At 68.3% G+C, this 12,798-nt stretch carries 12 protein-coding genes and 2 pseudogenes; 8 read left to right on the top strand and 6 right to left on the bottom strand.

The window, feature by feature from the left end:
• The first annotated feature begins 82 nt into the window (after positions 1-82).
• The 3 genes from OG878_RS07035 (at position 83) to OG878_RS07025 (ending at position 1,808) form a co-directional block, all read left to right on the top strand.
• Positions 83-781, top strand: a complete 699-nt coding sequence (locus tag OG878_RS07035) for a VOC family protein (RefSeq protein ID WP_328885968.1) — start codon at positions 83-85, stop codon at positions 779-781.
• Positions 782-1,011: 230 nt separating this feature from the next.
• Positions 1,012-1,458, top strand: a complete 447-nt coding sequence (locus OG878_RS07030) for an SRPBCC domain-containing protein (RefSeq protein ID WP_328885967.1) — start codon at positions 1,012-1,014, stop codon at positions 1,456-1,458.
• The gene (locus tag OG878_RS07025; protein WP_328885966.1) at positions 1,455-1,808 is read left to right on the top strand and encodes an ArsR/SmtB family transcription factor; all 354 of its coding nucleotides are present in this window, start codon (positions 1,455-1,457) and stop codon (positions 1,806-1,808) included. The genes OG878_RS07030 and OG878_RS07025 overlap by 4 nt, the downstream gene beginning before the upstream one ends.
• 37 nt (positions 1,809-1,845) lie before the next feature.
• On the opposite strand, the gene OG878_RS07020 is transcribed toward OG878_RS07025, so the two are convergent.
• Positions 1,846-2,487, bottom strand: a complete 642-nt coding sequence (locus OG878_RS07020) for a YceI family protein (RefSeq protein ID WP_328885965.1) — start codon at positions 2,485-2,487, stop codon at positions 1,846-1,848.
• Positions 2,488-2,563: 76 nt separating this feature from the next.
• Positions 2,564-3,463 (bottom strand): N-formylglutamate amidohydrolase, encoded by a 900-nt coding sequence (locus tag OG878_RS07015; protein WP_328885964.1) that lies wholly within the window; start codon positions 3,461-3,463, stop codon positions 2,564-2,566.
• Between the two features lie 230 nt (positions 3,464-3,693).
• On the opposite strand from OG878_RS07015, the gene OG878_RS07010 reads away from it, so the two are divergent.
• Positions 3,694-4,260 (top strand): histidine phosphatase family protein, encoded by a 567-nt coding sequence (locus OG878_RS07010; RefSeq protein WP_328885963.1) that lies wholly within the window; start codon positions 3,694-3,696, stop codon positions 4,258-4,260.
• Positions 4,261-4,420: 160 nt separating this feature from the next.
• Here the strand turns inward: OG878_RS07010 and OG878_RS07005 are convergent, their stop codons facing one another.
• On the bottom strand, positions 4,421-4,810 hold the full coding sequence (locus OG878_RS07005; RefSeq protein ID WP_328885962.1) for a RidA family protein: 390 nt from the start codon (positions 4,808-4,810) through the stop codon (positions 4,421-4,423).
• Between the two features lie 72 nt (positions 4,811-4,882).
• Here OG878_RS07005 and OG878_RS07000 point away from each other — a divergent pair.
• From OG878_RS07000 to OG878_RS06990, 3 genes and pseudogenes are all read left to right on the top strand, one after another.
• Positions 4,883-5,793 (top strand): annotated as a pseudogene (locus tag OG878_RS07000) (LysR family transcriptional regulator).
• Positions 5,794-5,860: 67 nt separating this feature from the next.
• On the top strand, positions 5,861-6,511 hold the full coding sequence (locus tag OG878_RS06995) for an MOSC domain-containing protein (RefSeq protein WP_328885961.1): 651 nt from the start codon (positions 5,861-5,863) through the stop codon (positions 6,509-6,511).
• Positions 6,512-7,198: 687 nt separating this feature from the next.
• Positions 7,199-7,651, top strand: coding sequence for a transglycosylase SLT domain-containing protein (locus OG878_RS06990; protein WP_443049242.1), 453 nt, complete (start codon positions 7,199-7,201; stop codon positions 7,649-7,651).
• 286 nt (positions 7,652-7,937) lie between these two features.
• Here the strand turns inward: OG878_RS06990 and OG878_RS06985 are convergent.
• Positions 7,938-8,123 (bottom strand): annotated as a pseudogene (locus OG878_RS06985) (sphingomyelin phosphodiesterase); the annotation flags it as partial.
• 245 nt (positions 8,124-8,368) lie between these two features.
• Here OG878_RS06985 and OG878_RS06980 point away from each other — a divergent pair.
• The gene (locus OG878_RS06980) at positions 8,369-10,450 is read left to right on the top strand and encodes a hypothetical protein (protein ID WP_328885960.1); all 2,082 of its coding nucleotides are present in this window, start codon (positions 8,369-8,371) and stop codon (positions 10,448-10,450) included.
• Between the two features lie 131 nt (positions 10,451-10,581).
• On the opposite strand, the gene sph is transcribed toward OG878_RS06980, so the two are convergent.
• Complete coding sequence (sph, locus tag OG878_RS06975; RefSeq protein ID WP_328885959.1) at positions 10,582-11,565, bottom strand: sphingomyelin phosphodiesterase; 984 nt, start codon at positions 11,563-11,565, stop codon at positions 10,582-10,584.
• 406 nt (positions 11,566-11,971) lie between these two features.
• Positions 11,972-12,748 (bottom strand): hypothetical protein, encoded by a 777-nt coding sequence (locus OG878_RS06970; protein WP_328885958.1) that lies wholly within the window; start codon positions 12,746-12,748, stop codon positions 11,972-11,974.
• Positions 12,749-12,798 lie beyond the last annotated feature (50 nt).

The raw sequence follows: 12,798 nt of genomic DNA, 5'->3' as shown, positions 1-12,798 counted from the left end.
GCACCCGCCGGGAGCTGCTCAACCGTGCCGAAGCGATCAGCGACCCAGGTCAACTGTCGTTCCGGCGTACTAGGTTGAGCGCATGACCCACGTTGAGGACGTGACCGGGCGGATGCGACCGCAGCAGTTTCACGAAACCGCCGGTCTGGAGGACTGGCGCGTGCTGGGCGAGGGGGCGTGTGCGTACTTCCGTACCGGTTCACTCGCCGCCAGTGCCGGGTTCGTGCAGGCGATCAGCGAGCTGACGGGGGCCGGGGAATGTCCCCCCGACATCGACCTGCGGCATGAGGGCCTGACGGTACGACTGATCACGGTCACGCAGGACTACTACGGCCTGACCGAGCAGGACGCGGAAATGGCCCGGCAGATCTCTGCGGTGGCGCGCGAGCTGGGTGCCGTCGCCGCCCCGTCCGTCGTGCAGACCGTCCAGGTCACCGTCGACGCCCTCGTCGGCCGTGCGGTGATCCCGTTCTGGCGCGCCCTGCTCGGCTACGAGGACCGTGCCAACAGCCCCGAGGACCTGATCGACCCGCAGCGCCGTGGAGCGCCGTTCTACTTCCAGCAGATGGACACGCAGCGACCGCAGCGCAACCGGGTCCACATCGACGTCTGGGTTCCCCATGACCAGGCCGAGGCGCGCATCGCAGCCGCGATCGCCGCCGGCGGACGACTGGTGACGGACGCGCATGCGCCGTCGCACTGGGTGCTGGCCGACGCCGAGGGGAATGAGGCCTGTGTCGGCGTGGCGGGCTGGACCGGGCCGGAACCCGGCCGTCCATGAGAGCCGCTGCCGGGCGGGCTTCGTCGTCGATCACGTGACGGTCCGGGTCCCGGCGGGGGTGTGACCTGGCGCGACCGCACGCAGGGACCGCCCGTCCGCCGAGCCCGGTCGCCCTCCGAGCGAGGAACTCCGCCGAGAGCGACACGCCGAAGTGCAACCATTTGGTTGCTCCTGAGGGAGTGATGTGCAACTCTGTAGTTGCACCCAATGACACCGACGAAGGAGTCCCCATGAGCGAGGACAGGATCGAACGCGAAACCCTGATCGAGGCACCTCTGGCGCGGGTCTGGACGCTGGTCGCCGAACCCGGCTTCTGGGTGGCCGACAAGGCGAGCCTGCCCGGCACCGTGGCCGAAGAAGGCGCCTCGATGGTGGCGAAGAACGCCGAGTACGGCGACTTCCCGGTACGTGTCGAGAAGGTCGAGCCGCCGACCTACCTCGCGTACCGCTGGGCCAGTGCGTTCCCCGGAGAAGAACTGCGGGAGGACAACAGCACCCTGGTGGAGTTCACGCTGACCCCGGAAGGCGACAAGACGCGGCTCCGCGTCGTCGAGAGCGGGTTCGCAACGCTGGCCGGGTCCGAGGAACTGCGCGGCAGGGCGGTGAAGGACAACACCGGCGGCTGGCCCCAGGAGCTCGACGCGCTCAAGGCGCGCGCCGAAGAGTCGTCCGCGTGACGGACGACGGTCGCCGCACCGACGAAGCGGTCGACAGCGTCTTCGGAGCGCTGGCCGACCCGACGCGGCGCCGGCTGCTCGATCTGCTCGGCGTGCAGGGCGAGTCCACCGCGACGACCCTCGCCGAACAGCTTCCCGTCTCGCGGCAGGCGGTGGTCAAACACCTCGCCGTCCTGGACGCCGCCGGACTGGTTTCCGGCGGTCGGGTCGGACGCGAGGTGCGGTACGAGGTGCGGCCTGCGGCGCTGAACGCGACGGCGCGGTGGATGGCCGCGCTGGCGGCCGACTGGGACCGTCGTTTGGCGAACATCAAGCGGGTAGCCGAGGAAGCGGAGCGGGAGTCGGGTTAGAACACTGAGCAACGCCTTCCCGCCACGTGGGAGCAGGTCAGTCGGAAGGGTCGGAGCGGATGGCCGCGATGTCGAACTGAAGGCGGAGCCTCTCGCTCACCATGGCCCCGCCCTCGGCCAGCCTGGCGTTGTAGGTCAGGCCCCAGTCGGAACGGTTGATCGTGGTGGTGCCGTCGAAGCCGACCCGTTCGTAGCCGAACGGGTCGGTGACGTGACCTATGTAGGTGAGGTCCAGAGCCATGGGGCGGGTCGTTCCCCTGATGGTGAGGTCGCCGGTCATGCGGTACACGTCCTTGGCCGTGAGGTGAACGGCGGTACTCGTGAAGGTCATCCGCGGATGCCGCGCGGCGTCCAGGAAGTCACGGCCCACCAGGTGGGCGTCGCGTTGCTCCACTCCGGTGTCCACGCTGGCGGTGAACAGCGAGATTTCCGCCCGGGAGCGAGCCGGGTTCCGGCCGTCGAAATAGAGGCGGCTCTCGTACTCCGCGAAGGAGCCGCGCACCGTTGTCACCATGGCGTGCCGCACGGAGAACCCGATCCTGCTGTGCGCGGGGTCGATCGTCCACTCTCCGGTGAGAGCTGCCAGGGCAGGATCCGGCACCACGACAGCAGTGGGGGCCGGCGGAGCGGCGGGTGCCACTGGGTGTGGGGGCGTGGAGCTGCGGCTGAAAAGCTTCATGGACCATGTAGTTACTTGGGGGTAGGTAATCGGCGCAAGTTGAGATCAAGAAATCCGACGATTCATGGGCAAACTTTCACAAGGTGCAGCTCGGGCCCTGGCTGTCCAGGCACTCCTCGGACGTCGAGGGAAGGCTGCAGCTTCGAACCGCGTCGTCACGGGTGACCCTTCCCCCGTCCGGGTTCGAGACCATGTCGACGAGCCCGGCCAGTGCCGCAGCCACCTCGGTCAGTCCGCGCCCCGCAGGGCCGCCTGGCTCGGACATGTACACGTCTCGGCGGATCTCGATCATCAGCGCGCTGACTCGCGGGTCCGCGCCGTAGTGCTTCAGCGGCACGTATGTACCGGCGAAGGGGCTGTTGATGCCCGTGCCCCCGAATCCGGCGAAGGCCTCCTCGGCCTGGGCGAGCAGGTCCGGCGGGGTGTGGAAGGTGTCGGTGCCGAGGCAGATCGGTGGGCGCGGGCCGGAGCCGTGGAGTTCGTACGGGAGTGGCGCCGTGGGATAGGAGTGGATGTCGATGATGACGGCGCGTCCGGTGGCTGCCAGGCGTTCGTCGACGGCGGCCGTCATCGCTGCCGCATACGGGTGGAAGTAGCGGTCGATCAACGGCTGCGGATCCAGGTCCGATGAGCGCAGCAGCTCGCGGTGCGAGGTCTGTGTGTAGACCGCGCCCATGCCGACGGCCAGCATCTCCTCGCGTTCGTCGGGGAACCGTTCGGGGTCGACGACGAGTCGCGACAGGCCGTTGACGAATCGCCAGGGGGTGACCGGGGCGGCTGCGGCGGCTGCGGAGGCCAGTTCGGCGGTATGGGAATCCGTGATGTGGTCGAGTTCGAGATTCAGCGCATCGTCGTCCAGCTCGATTCCGGCGCGTATGTGATCGGGGACGGTACGTGCCGAGTGCGGTACGTGCAGCAGGACCGGTGACGTGTGCGTGCCGGGCAGGAGGCGGAACGGCGGAAGGGCATGGCCCATGGAGGGCTCCTTCGGGTGGCTCAGTTCAGGGGTGCGGGCGTGCGCGGCGCGCAGTGCCGTCTGCGAGGCCCCGGCGCGCCGTACCTGATTGTCTGCGAAGTAGGCCTCGGCCTCTGGGGGGCGCGAAGAATGGGTCCAACGCCTCGTCGGTGTCCCGTACCAGCCGACGGGTCCTTCACGGAGTTCGCCGTCACGGCGGCGCATCCGCCTGACCTCGACGGAGTCCGTACATGTCCATCCAGATCGTCTATGAGACACACGCCACCACGGCCGACAACGAGGCGAGGATCGCGACCGGGTGGCTGCCGGGCACGCTCTCGGCGACGGGCCGCGCACAGGCACGCGAACTCGGCCGTCGCCGCCGGGACGACGGCATCGCCGCAGTCTTCACCTCCGACCTGGACCGTGCCGTGGAAACCGCTCGGATCGCCTTCGCCGACACCTCGCTGCCCGTCCACCAGGACGTCCGCCTGCGTGAATGCAACTACGGGGCACTCAACGGCCGGCCGATGGCCCTCATCCAGGCCCAGCGGGCCCGGCGCATCGATGAGCCCTTCCCCGGCGGGCAGAGCTACCGTGACGTCCAGGCCGCCACAGAGGACTTCCTGCGCGACCTTGCCGCTGACCGGGACGGAAGTCGCGTCCTCGTGATCGCACACTCGGCGAACCGCTGGGCGCTGGACTGCCTGCTCACCGGCGCCCGCTGGCCGGCCCTCGTCGAGGCATCCTCCCCGTGGCAGCCCGGATGGGAGTACACACTCCCCACGCCCTGGCGCGGAGCCGGCCCATCCCGGTGAATGCTCCAGACCGGAGCACCGGGTGTCGTTCCGTGCCGTGGGGGCTGGTCAGGCCGGGGGACGCCGGGGCGTAGGCGGACGCCGATCGGTACGCGGCAGATCGCGCCACCCGCCATCGGGTAAGCCGCCCGGGTTCCCCCGGTCCGATCGTGCGGGCCGTTCACGCCATGGCCTGCCGCGCGTACACCTCGATCTCGATCTTCATCCGGGGGTCCGAGAGGCCACACATGAGCATCGTCGCGGCCGGCCGGACTTCGCCGAAACAGCGGCGCAGGACCGGCCAGCAGCGCTCGAAGTCCTCACGGTCGGGCAGCATGTAGCGCACCCGCACCACGTCGCCGAACGTGCACTTGGCCTCGGCCAGAGCGGCCTCGATGTTGCGCAGACACTGCTCGGCCTGTTCCACCACATCGTCCGAGATCGTCATGGTGGCGTAGTCGAACCCGGTCGTCCCGGACACATGGACCCAGTCGCCGTCGACCACGGCACGGGCGTAACCGATCTGCTCCTCGAACGTCGAGCCGCTGAGGATCGCACGTCGCTCTCTCATGCGCCGAACGCTAAGCGGCCGGCACGGATACGTCTAATACAGCCACAGGCATCACCTGATATCTCTAGGCGTATGGAGCGCCCCGAACTTCCCCTCCCGCAACTGCACGCGTTCACGTGCTCGCCGAGGAACTCCACTTCGGCCACGCGGCCGCCCGCCTGGGCATCGCCCAGCCGCCGCTGAGCCAGCAGATCCGCCGCCTCGAAGACAAGGTCGGCCACTCCTTGTTCCTCCGTGAACCAGGACGTGTCACCCTCACCGGGGCCGGCCGCGAACTCCTGCCCGCCGCCCGGCGGGCCCTCACCGACCTCGCCGACGGCCTGAGCGCGGCCCGGGCTGTCGGCAGCGGCCGGGCCGGCCGTCTGCGGATCGGCTTCGCCGCCTCCCTCGCCCTGACCGTGCTGCCCGGCATGCTGCGCACCTTCCGGGACCGGTACCCCGATGTGCATCTGGACATCCACGAGATGACCAGTGCGCCGCAGGTCGCTGCCCTGCACGACGGCACCATCGACATCGGCCTGCTGCGCGAGCCCTCCGCCGATGAAACGGAGCTCGCCTTCAAGACCGTGCTGTCCGAGCCCTTCGTGGCGGTCCTGCCGGCCGAACACCCCCTTGCCGCCCAACGGACCGTCCCACTTGGCCAGTTGGCGGACTCACCCTTTGTGCTGCTGCCCCGGGAGGTCGGCCCGCAGTTGCACGACCGGATCACCGGCCTGTGCGCCGAGGCAGGCTTCACGCCCCATGTGACCCAGCGAGCGGTGGAATGGCAGACCGTCTGCGCCGTGGTCGAGACCGGCCTGGGTGTGTCACTGGCCCCGGCGAGTATCCGGCGCATCCGCCTCAAAGGCGTCGCCTTCCGCGGAATCGAGCCCGGCGACGCCCGCACGCGCGTCGCCGTCGCATGGCGCAAGAACGACCAAAACCCTCTGGTCGCGCGCCTCTTGGCAACAGTTGGTCACGGTGTGCATACAGAAAGTAGCTGATCGACCCCAAAGGGTTGACGAGAAAATGGGTCTGCCGCCGCGCGTTGTGGACCGTACTATCGCCCGCATGAAGCTGCTCTCCGTCAATGTGGGCAAGCCCCGATCCAATCCGTGGAAGGGGCTCAGCGCGACAGGGATCGACAAGCGGCCTGTTCGCGGTCCGGTCGCCGTCACTGCCCCGGGCCCCAAGGGCACCGGTGCGGTCGGCCTCGCGGGTGACCGTGTCTATGACGTGAAGCACCACGGTGGTTCCGACCAGGCCGTCTACGCCTACGCCCGTGAGGACCTCGACGGCTGGGAGACCGAGCTGGGCAGGCCGCTGGCCAACGGTGTCTTCGGGGAGAACCTCACGACCGCCGGCCTCGACGTCAACGGTGCGCTCATCGGTGAGCGGTGGCGCATCGGACCGGAGGTCGTCCTCGAGGTGTCGTGTGCCCGGATCCCCTGCGCGACGTTCCAGGGGTGGCTGGAGCGCGACGGCTGGATCAAGAGGTTCACGCAGGCCGCGTTGCCGGGCGCGTATCTGCGGGTCATCGAGCCGGGCACCATTCGCGCCGGCGACCCGGTCGAGATCATGCACCGGCCCGACCATGATGTGACCGTCGCCCTCGCCTTCCGCGCGATGACACGCGAACCGGAACTCCTGCCGGGGCTGCTGGTCGCCGACGCGCTGCCCGAAGAGGACAAGGAAGCGATTCGCAGGCGTACGACGGCATAGTCGGTCGATTCACCAAGATCATCTTCGTGCGCCGTGGCCTTGCCGCGGCCTGCGTGCCGTAGGACGGTCGTCGGTCGCAGCCTTGCCCAGCCGGTCCGGTCTCCCTGCTCTGCCGGGATCCGGCTTCCCGGCGATCGCTGAACTTCCTCCAGCGCCACTTGGCCACCCGGGTCGGGGCCTGCCCAGCCGCGCACGTTGTGGGCTTGCCCGCGGCCTGCCCATTCAAGCGGTCATGCGGTGCAGAATCAGCCCTGCTGTGCCGACGGCGGCGCGCGCCCATTTTGGGGTTGCGTGTTATTGGTGGACCGGGCGCACACCGTGCGGGATTCCTTGTGGACGCGCGCTCATAATCTGCCACCCTGCATCAATACGCAATGCTTTCCCCGTATTACGGTGAGTGAATTAGGTGCCTTCCATATGACACAGGTCACATGACCTGCGTCACTCTTGTGCCGTTTTGGGGTATTTGGTGTGTGGGGTGAGCCATATGGCCCGCGTCACTATGAAGCCGAATAGTAGACACGAGGGCCCCGTTCCCCGCCCTCTTCAGCGTCCCCGGATCATTTCAGACACCCGATACTAATTCCCATAGTAAGAGGGGGTCATTGACCCGGCATTCCTTCGTGATTAACAATTCTTGGCATCACCCCCCGACAGAACAGGAATTACCACGTGCAGTTCGCCGCGATGCCGAAGAAGTTCGCCCGCATGACCAAGACGAAGAAGATCTCGCTGGGCATGCTCGCCGCCGGCGCCGCCGTGATGGCCGGCACCGTCGTCAGCGCCCCGGCCGCCTCGGCCGCCACCCCCGCCCCGTCCGGCGGCAACGTCGACACCTGGATCAAGCAGTCGCTGGAGATCCTGCACAAGCAGGGCATCCCGGCCACCTACGAGGGCATCCACAAGAACCTGATGCGCGAGTCCTCCGGCAACCCCCAGGCCATCAACAACTGGGACTCCAACGCCATGAAGGGCATCCCCTCCAAGGGCCTGATGCAGGTCATCGACCCCACCTTCAAGGCGTACCACGTCCCCGGCACCTCGCAGAACATCTACGACCCGGTCGCCAACATCACCGCCTCCGCGAACTACGCCGCGCACCGCTACGGCTCGATCGACAACGTCAACTCGGCCTACTGATCCGGCCCGACGCACCACCCCGGTCAGCAAGCCCCCGAATCGGGCCGACCGGACGAGAACCACCGCAGGCCGCGTCCCACGCGACCGGCCTGCCCACGACAGCCGATCCCGCAGTCACCAACGGCACGCCCCGACCCCCGGGCGCACCCCCGCACCATGGCTGCGGTCGAGACGGCACACCTGAGGGCCACCGGGCGGTGGCCACGAGGGACGACAGGCTCGCCATCCACGGCGAGCCACTGTCACGTCCGCCGTCATCAACGAGCGGCCATGACCGGCACGCGAAACCGACCAGCGGGTAATGGTCGGAGCGATTCGTGTACGTGTAGTCCGTCCAGCCGGCGACGGTCCAGGGCACGCTCTGCTGCTAGACCACCTTGTTCGTCCAACCGGCCGGCTTCGCGTGCCCGGCGCGGTGGAGGACGTAGTCGAGGTCCTCGCGGGGGTCGTCGGGGTAGCGGTACGACATCACCCGGGGCCAAGCCCTCGCTCCCGCTTTCCGGCACTTTTCACAGCACCCCTGAACCCGACGAGGACCGTTGCCACCAGCGACAGAATCATCTCGTCCCACAACTTCAGCCTCTGCTGCCGTCGGCGGAACGGTTACGGTTCAATAGTGACCGCCTGGTCCCGCGGAACCGCGATCTCCACCGGGCCCGAGGGCCGCCGGCATGCTGGGGACGGCGGCCGTACGACAGGACAGGCAGGGCCGGTTTGATGAGGATGTTCTTCGCGCCCGAAGAGACCGAGGAATACGAGGCAGCGCGTTCGCTGCTGATCCGCCGGATGGGTCAGTGGGCCCGCGAGCGGGGCGAGAGCGTGGACCCGTTCTTCGTCGAGACGGCGCTCGATTATCGCCACCGAGGTACCTGCGACGGGCGGCTGGGGCTGTGGGAGCCCCGGCATGTCGAGGAGTATCTGCTGGACTGGCTGCCGCGCACGGTCACGGTGCTGCCCGGCGAGGACCCGGCGGATGCGCCCGGCACGCTCGCAGCCCTGCTGCGCTACCTCGACGCGATGGGCCTCAGCGACCCGCGCGGGGCCTCGTCGGCCGACAACCTTGCTGCGATCGAGACCCTCACACCGAAGTACGCCCCCGCCATGGCTGACCGCGGCCGCTGGGGAATGGCGAAGTTCTGGGCGGTCACCGCAGCCGAGCAGGGGGTCGATGTCCAGGATCCGGCAGCGCTTGAAAGCTTCGTGGAGCAGGCTCAGCAAGGCGAGGTGCCGTACGACCAGGACGTACTGGACGAGGTGCTGCGCAACCACCTCACGCGCGGCCCGGCAGAAGTAGCACGCGCCGAACCGCAGCTGCCGGTCCTGCTGCCCGCGGAGAAGGAGCTGCGGGCACGTGCCGAGACGTCCCGCGCGCTGCGGTGGCTGCGAGGGATCGCCGACTGGGCGGGCCCTGAGGGGCGCGCGCTCACCGCGACAGGCAACCTGCGAATGGCGGACGCGCGAGCCCTCGTCGCCGAGCTGGGGACAGGCGACGCGGTGGATACGGTGCGCTCGTCGACGCAGTTGCCGCGGCTGGGGCTTGCGGTCGAATGGGCGAAGAAGGCCCGGCTGGTACGGGTGGTCAAGGGGCGGCTGTACGCGGTCGCCAAGGCGCAGCCCCTGTTGAAGGACCCGCTCGCGCTGTGGCGGCGCGCCTTCGAGACCTTCCCCGAACTGCGGGTGCCACTCCTGGGCACCCGCAGCGGCCGACATGTCGAGTCGATGCTCTTCGACAGCTTCGAGGACGCCGTCCCGGATGTCCTCAACACCCTCTACAGCCTGTCGCACGCCATGCCCTGGCCCCGGCTGCGCGACTCGATGCACCTGTGCTACCGCGCCGAGAACGACCTGACCGGGCGCTACGCCTGGCAGAGGGAACTCGGACATGCGGACCGTGATCTGCGCACCGCACTGGACGTGCTGGAGGACCTGGGCGCGATCAAGCGGCACGAGGGTATGGCCGACCCGGTCTTCCTCGACATACCGCTCGAGGAGGCCGTGCTGCCGCCCGCCGGGATGCCGCCGGAGCTCGCCGAGCTCTTCGGCGTAGTCGCCGGTGGACACGGGGAGAGCGAGGATGCCGAAGAGCGGAGCAAGGAGCGGCGGGCGGAACTGACCGACGGACCCGTCGAGTTGATCCGTCTCACCGCCCTCGGCCACGACTCCGTACGCCGTCGGCTGCTCGCCGAGGGGCGTGATGCCCCGCGCGTCGGTGAACTCGCCCACGCCCCCGCCGCCGGACTCCTCGGCGTCATCGCCGAGCACTACGACCCGGACGCCGCCCGCACCGAACTCGCTGCCTGGATCGCCGCCCAGGCGAGCCCGGCCGAGGCGCTGGAGAAGCTGACCGACGCGGTGCGTGCGACCCCGTTCCGTACCCGCGCCGAAGCCCTGCTGGACACACTGGTCGACGCGTACCCGGGCGGCGAGGCCCTGCTGCGCGGCCTGCGCGGCGACCCGCTCCTCGGCCCCACTGCCCTGAGCATCCTGGTGCGTCGGGAGGTCCTCGGTGCCGAGGACCTCAATGAGCCCGAGAGCCTCGTCATGGTCGCCGAGAGTCTGCTCCAGCTCCTGGAGTCAGCGGGCCCCGAGGGCTTTCTCGACATTCTGGGAGGCCAGGGACTCTCTGCCCGTGAGGCACTTGAGGCCGCTCTCGCATCCGGTCACCCCGACCGGTCGGGCCTGGCGGACCTGAAGGCGGTCGCCGAGCAGGCCCGCCGGCAGCCGGCTGTGCGTCTCGGCCGCGGCCATGAGCGGCGTCGGCGAGGCGGAGGGGGCAAGGGCGGTAGGCGGCGGCGGTGACGGTGGCGCCGCTGCGGGCCGCCGGTCCGGGCCGGCGGCCCCGTCACCCGCGCACCGAGACGGTCCACGTCCGGCTCCCCTGTGACCTGCGCGGCAGGCTGTTCGGCTTCGAAGGGTCGACTTCTCGCTGGTCAGGGTCCGGCGGAACCGATCAGCGGGTAGTGGTCGGAGAGGTTCGTGTACGTGTAGTCCGTGCCCCAGCTGGAGACGGTCCAGGGCGCGCTCTGCTCCTTGACCACCTCGTTCGTCCATCCGGCAGGCTGTGCGTGCCCGACGCGGTGAAGGACGTAGTCGAGGTCCTCACGGGGATCGTCGGGGTAGCGGTAGGACGCGATCGAGTTGTCCCGGGTGTCGAAGGAGTACGGGTGCCCGGTGCGGACATCGGCTCCGGTCAGTCCCGCATCGGCGAGCATCGAGGCGTACTCGGGGGAGCGGGAGCCGACGTTCATGTCGCCTGCCACGATGACCTGTTCGGACGCGGGAATGTTCTTGGCGTCGAGGAAGGCGTCGATCTGCTTGAACTGCCGACTTCGTATCTGCGCCGCCTCACCCGAACCGCATCCGGAGTCGGTCGACTGTGCGTGGGTGCCCACCACGTGCACCATGGTGCCGTTGACGTTCAGTTCGGCATAGACGAAGCCCTTGTTGGACCACCAGTCGCTGCCGCAGGCGTCCTTGTAGATGAACTGTTCCTTACGGACGATCGGCCACTTGCTCAGTACGGTGACACCACCGTCTTCCGGAGTGACAGCCGAGTAGGCACCCCCCGTGGCGTCCCAGCCGCTCCTGCTCCTGCCCACCACCGGTGTTCGGTACGGGTATTGAGCGGACGCGTTCTGTGCCAGCGCATCGGAGGCCGAGTTGTCGAACGCCTCCTGGAGCACCACGACGTCATTGTCCTGGAAGAAGGATGCCTTCGGTATCTCCGCCGCCCGGTGGCCCTGCCCCCAATTCGGGTAGAGCGTCTTGCTCATCAAGAATGTGTTGTACGTCAGAACCCGCAGCGACGGGGTGTCGGCCGCCGATGCCTGAGGAGCGTATGCGGACAGTGTGACGGCGACGAGCGCGGCGGTGAGAGTCACGCCGGGGGTGCGACGGAGCGCGGTGGGCGGCACGGGGTCTCCTGCTTCTGCTGATGTGGGGGTGGAACAGGCAACACACATCAAATCAGCGGCAGTTACTCATGGGTAGACACTGGATGCCGGAACTCTTGCCGTAGGCGTACCAACGAACCAACCCTTGGCGCGCACCCTCTCCCGGCCACCGGGTGCGAAAGCCCGCGTAGCTCGGCCGGCCGCATCACTGGACCGGTCCGGCATACGCGATCGAATGCGCGTCATCGACCGCGGCGGATATCCCCGCCCGCGCAGGCAAAACGTGCCTCTCGGAAGTGCCTTGCCGATTGCGCGTTGCCGGAAGCCCGAAGAACTCCCGTCCGCGCAGGTGGCAAGGCACTTCCTCGTTTCTCGAGACCCTGTCCACCAGGCGCTGGTCAGTGGATCAAGGCTTGGCCGGCTCGCGTCAGAGGACGCGACGAGGCTTGACTCCGTCGGCCTCGAAGTCGTAGACGTAATTGTTGATCCGGAGACCGTCGACCGCGCCGACCCACGCGTGGTCGCGACCCTTGCCCACCGCGACGGTATAGATGGTCGGTGCCTGGCCGCCGTCGTTGAGGAAGTTCTTCACATCCGCGAAGGTGCACGCGGGGTGGCTCTGGTCGCAGGCGCCCCAGGCGCCCGTAAGGAACCAGCGGCCGGTTGAGGTGGCATCGATGTACGGGCTCCATTTGTTTGTCGCCGTGAGCGCAGCCGGCACCCACACAAGCGACGCGTAGTTGCTCGGGTTCGAGGTCACATTCGGATCGATCTCGAACCTGATGGCCGGCAGGTTGTCCGCCCCGGGGCTTTGGTTCTCACCGGTTTGGAAGACGCGGAAGCCGAGCTTCGTCAGACCCAGTACCGGATCGCCGTAGAAGTCGACCTCGTTGCCGAAATCGACTTTCTCGGCGTCAGTGGCGGTTGGGGTGGACGGACCCGCCACCTCGATCCCAAGGCTGCCCTGTCCATACGGGGGTCTGGCATCGGACCCCGTCACGCCGAACGAGCCGTACGGGCCGTCCCGCAGGTCGGCGACGGGTGAGCCGATCGTGTTACGGGCGATCACGCCCCAGTGTTCCGAGCGTGCTGGGGTTCCGTCCACGAGAGCAGACGCCGATCCTGAGATGGTCGAGGCGACGATCGCGGCCAGTGCTGCGACGGTAAGCGCCTTTCCCCGGCTCACGCCAAAGCGAGCGTTCACGCTCTTTCCTTTCGGGTAGTCGAAGGGCCAGACATGTACCTGGCGGGAGG

The organism is Streptomyces sp. NBC_00316, assembly GCF_036158715.1.
Taxonomy (GTDB): Bacteria; Actinomycetota; Actinomycetes; order Streptomycetales; family Streptomycetaceae; genus Streptomyces.
The sequence above is the reverse complement of the archived record's forward strand: the minus strand, read 5'-3'. Positions and strand labels throughout refer to the sequence as shown.

What these genes read in the sequence shown, in the direction of transcription:
- OG878_RS07010 (WP_328885963.1), top strand. Translation starts at nt 3,694, where the DNA reads ATGTCCATCCAGATCGTCTATGAGACACACGCCACCACGGCCGACAAC.
- OG878_RS06995 (WP_328885961.1), top strand. Translation starts at nt 5,861, where the DNA reads ATGAAGCTGCTCTCCGTCAATGTGGGCAAGCCCCGATCCAATCCGTGG.
- OG878_RS07020 (WP_328885965.1), bottom strand. Translation starts at nt 2,487, where the DNA reads ATGAAGCTTTTCAGCCGCAGCTCCACGCCCCCACACCCAGTGGCACCC.
- OG878_RS06980 (WP_328885960.1), top strand. Translation starts at nt 8,369, where the DNA reads ATGAGGATGTTCTTCGCGCCCGAAGAGACCGAGGAATACGAGGCAGCG.
- OG878_RS07005 (WP_328885962.1), bottom strand. Translation starts at nt 4,810, where the DNA reads ATGAGAGAGCGACGTGCGATCCTCAGCGGCTCGACGTTCGAGGAGCAG.
- OG878_RS06990 (WP_443049242.1), top strand. Translation starts at nt 7,199, where the DNA reads ATGCCGAAGAAGTTCGCCCGCATGACCAAGACGAAGAAGATCTCGCTG.
- OG878_RS07035 (WP_328885968.1), top strand. Translation starts at nt 83, where the DNA reads ATGACCCACGTTGAGGACGTGACCGGGCGGATGCGACCGCAGCAGTTT.
- OG878_RS07015 (WP_328885964.1), bottom strand. Translation starts at nt 3,463, where the DNA reads ATGGGCCATGCCCTTCCGCCGTTCCGCCTCCTGCCCGGCACGCACACG.
- OG878_RS07030 (WP_328885967.1), top strand. Translation starts at nt 1,012, where the DNA reads ATGAGCGAGGACAGGATCGAACGCGAAACCCTGATCGAGGCACCTCTG.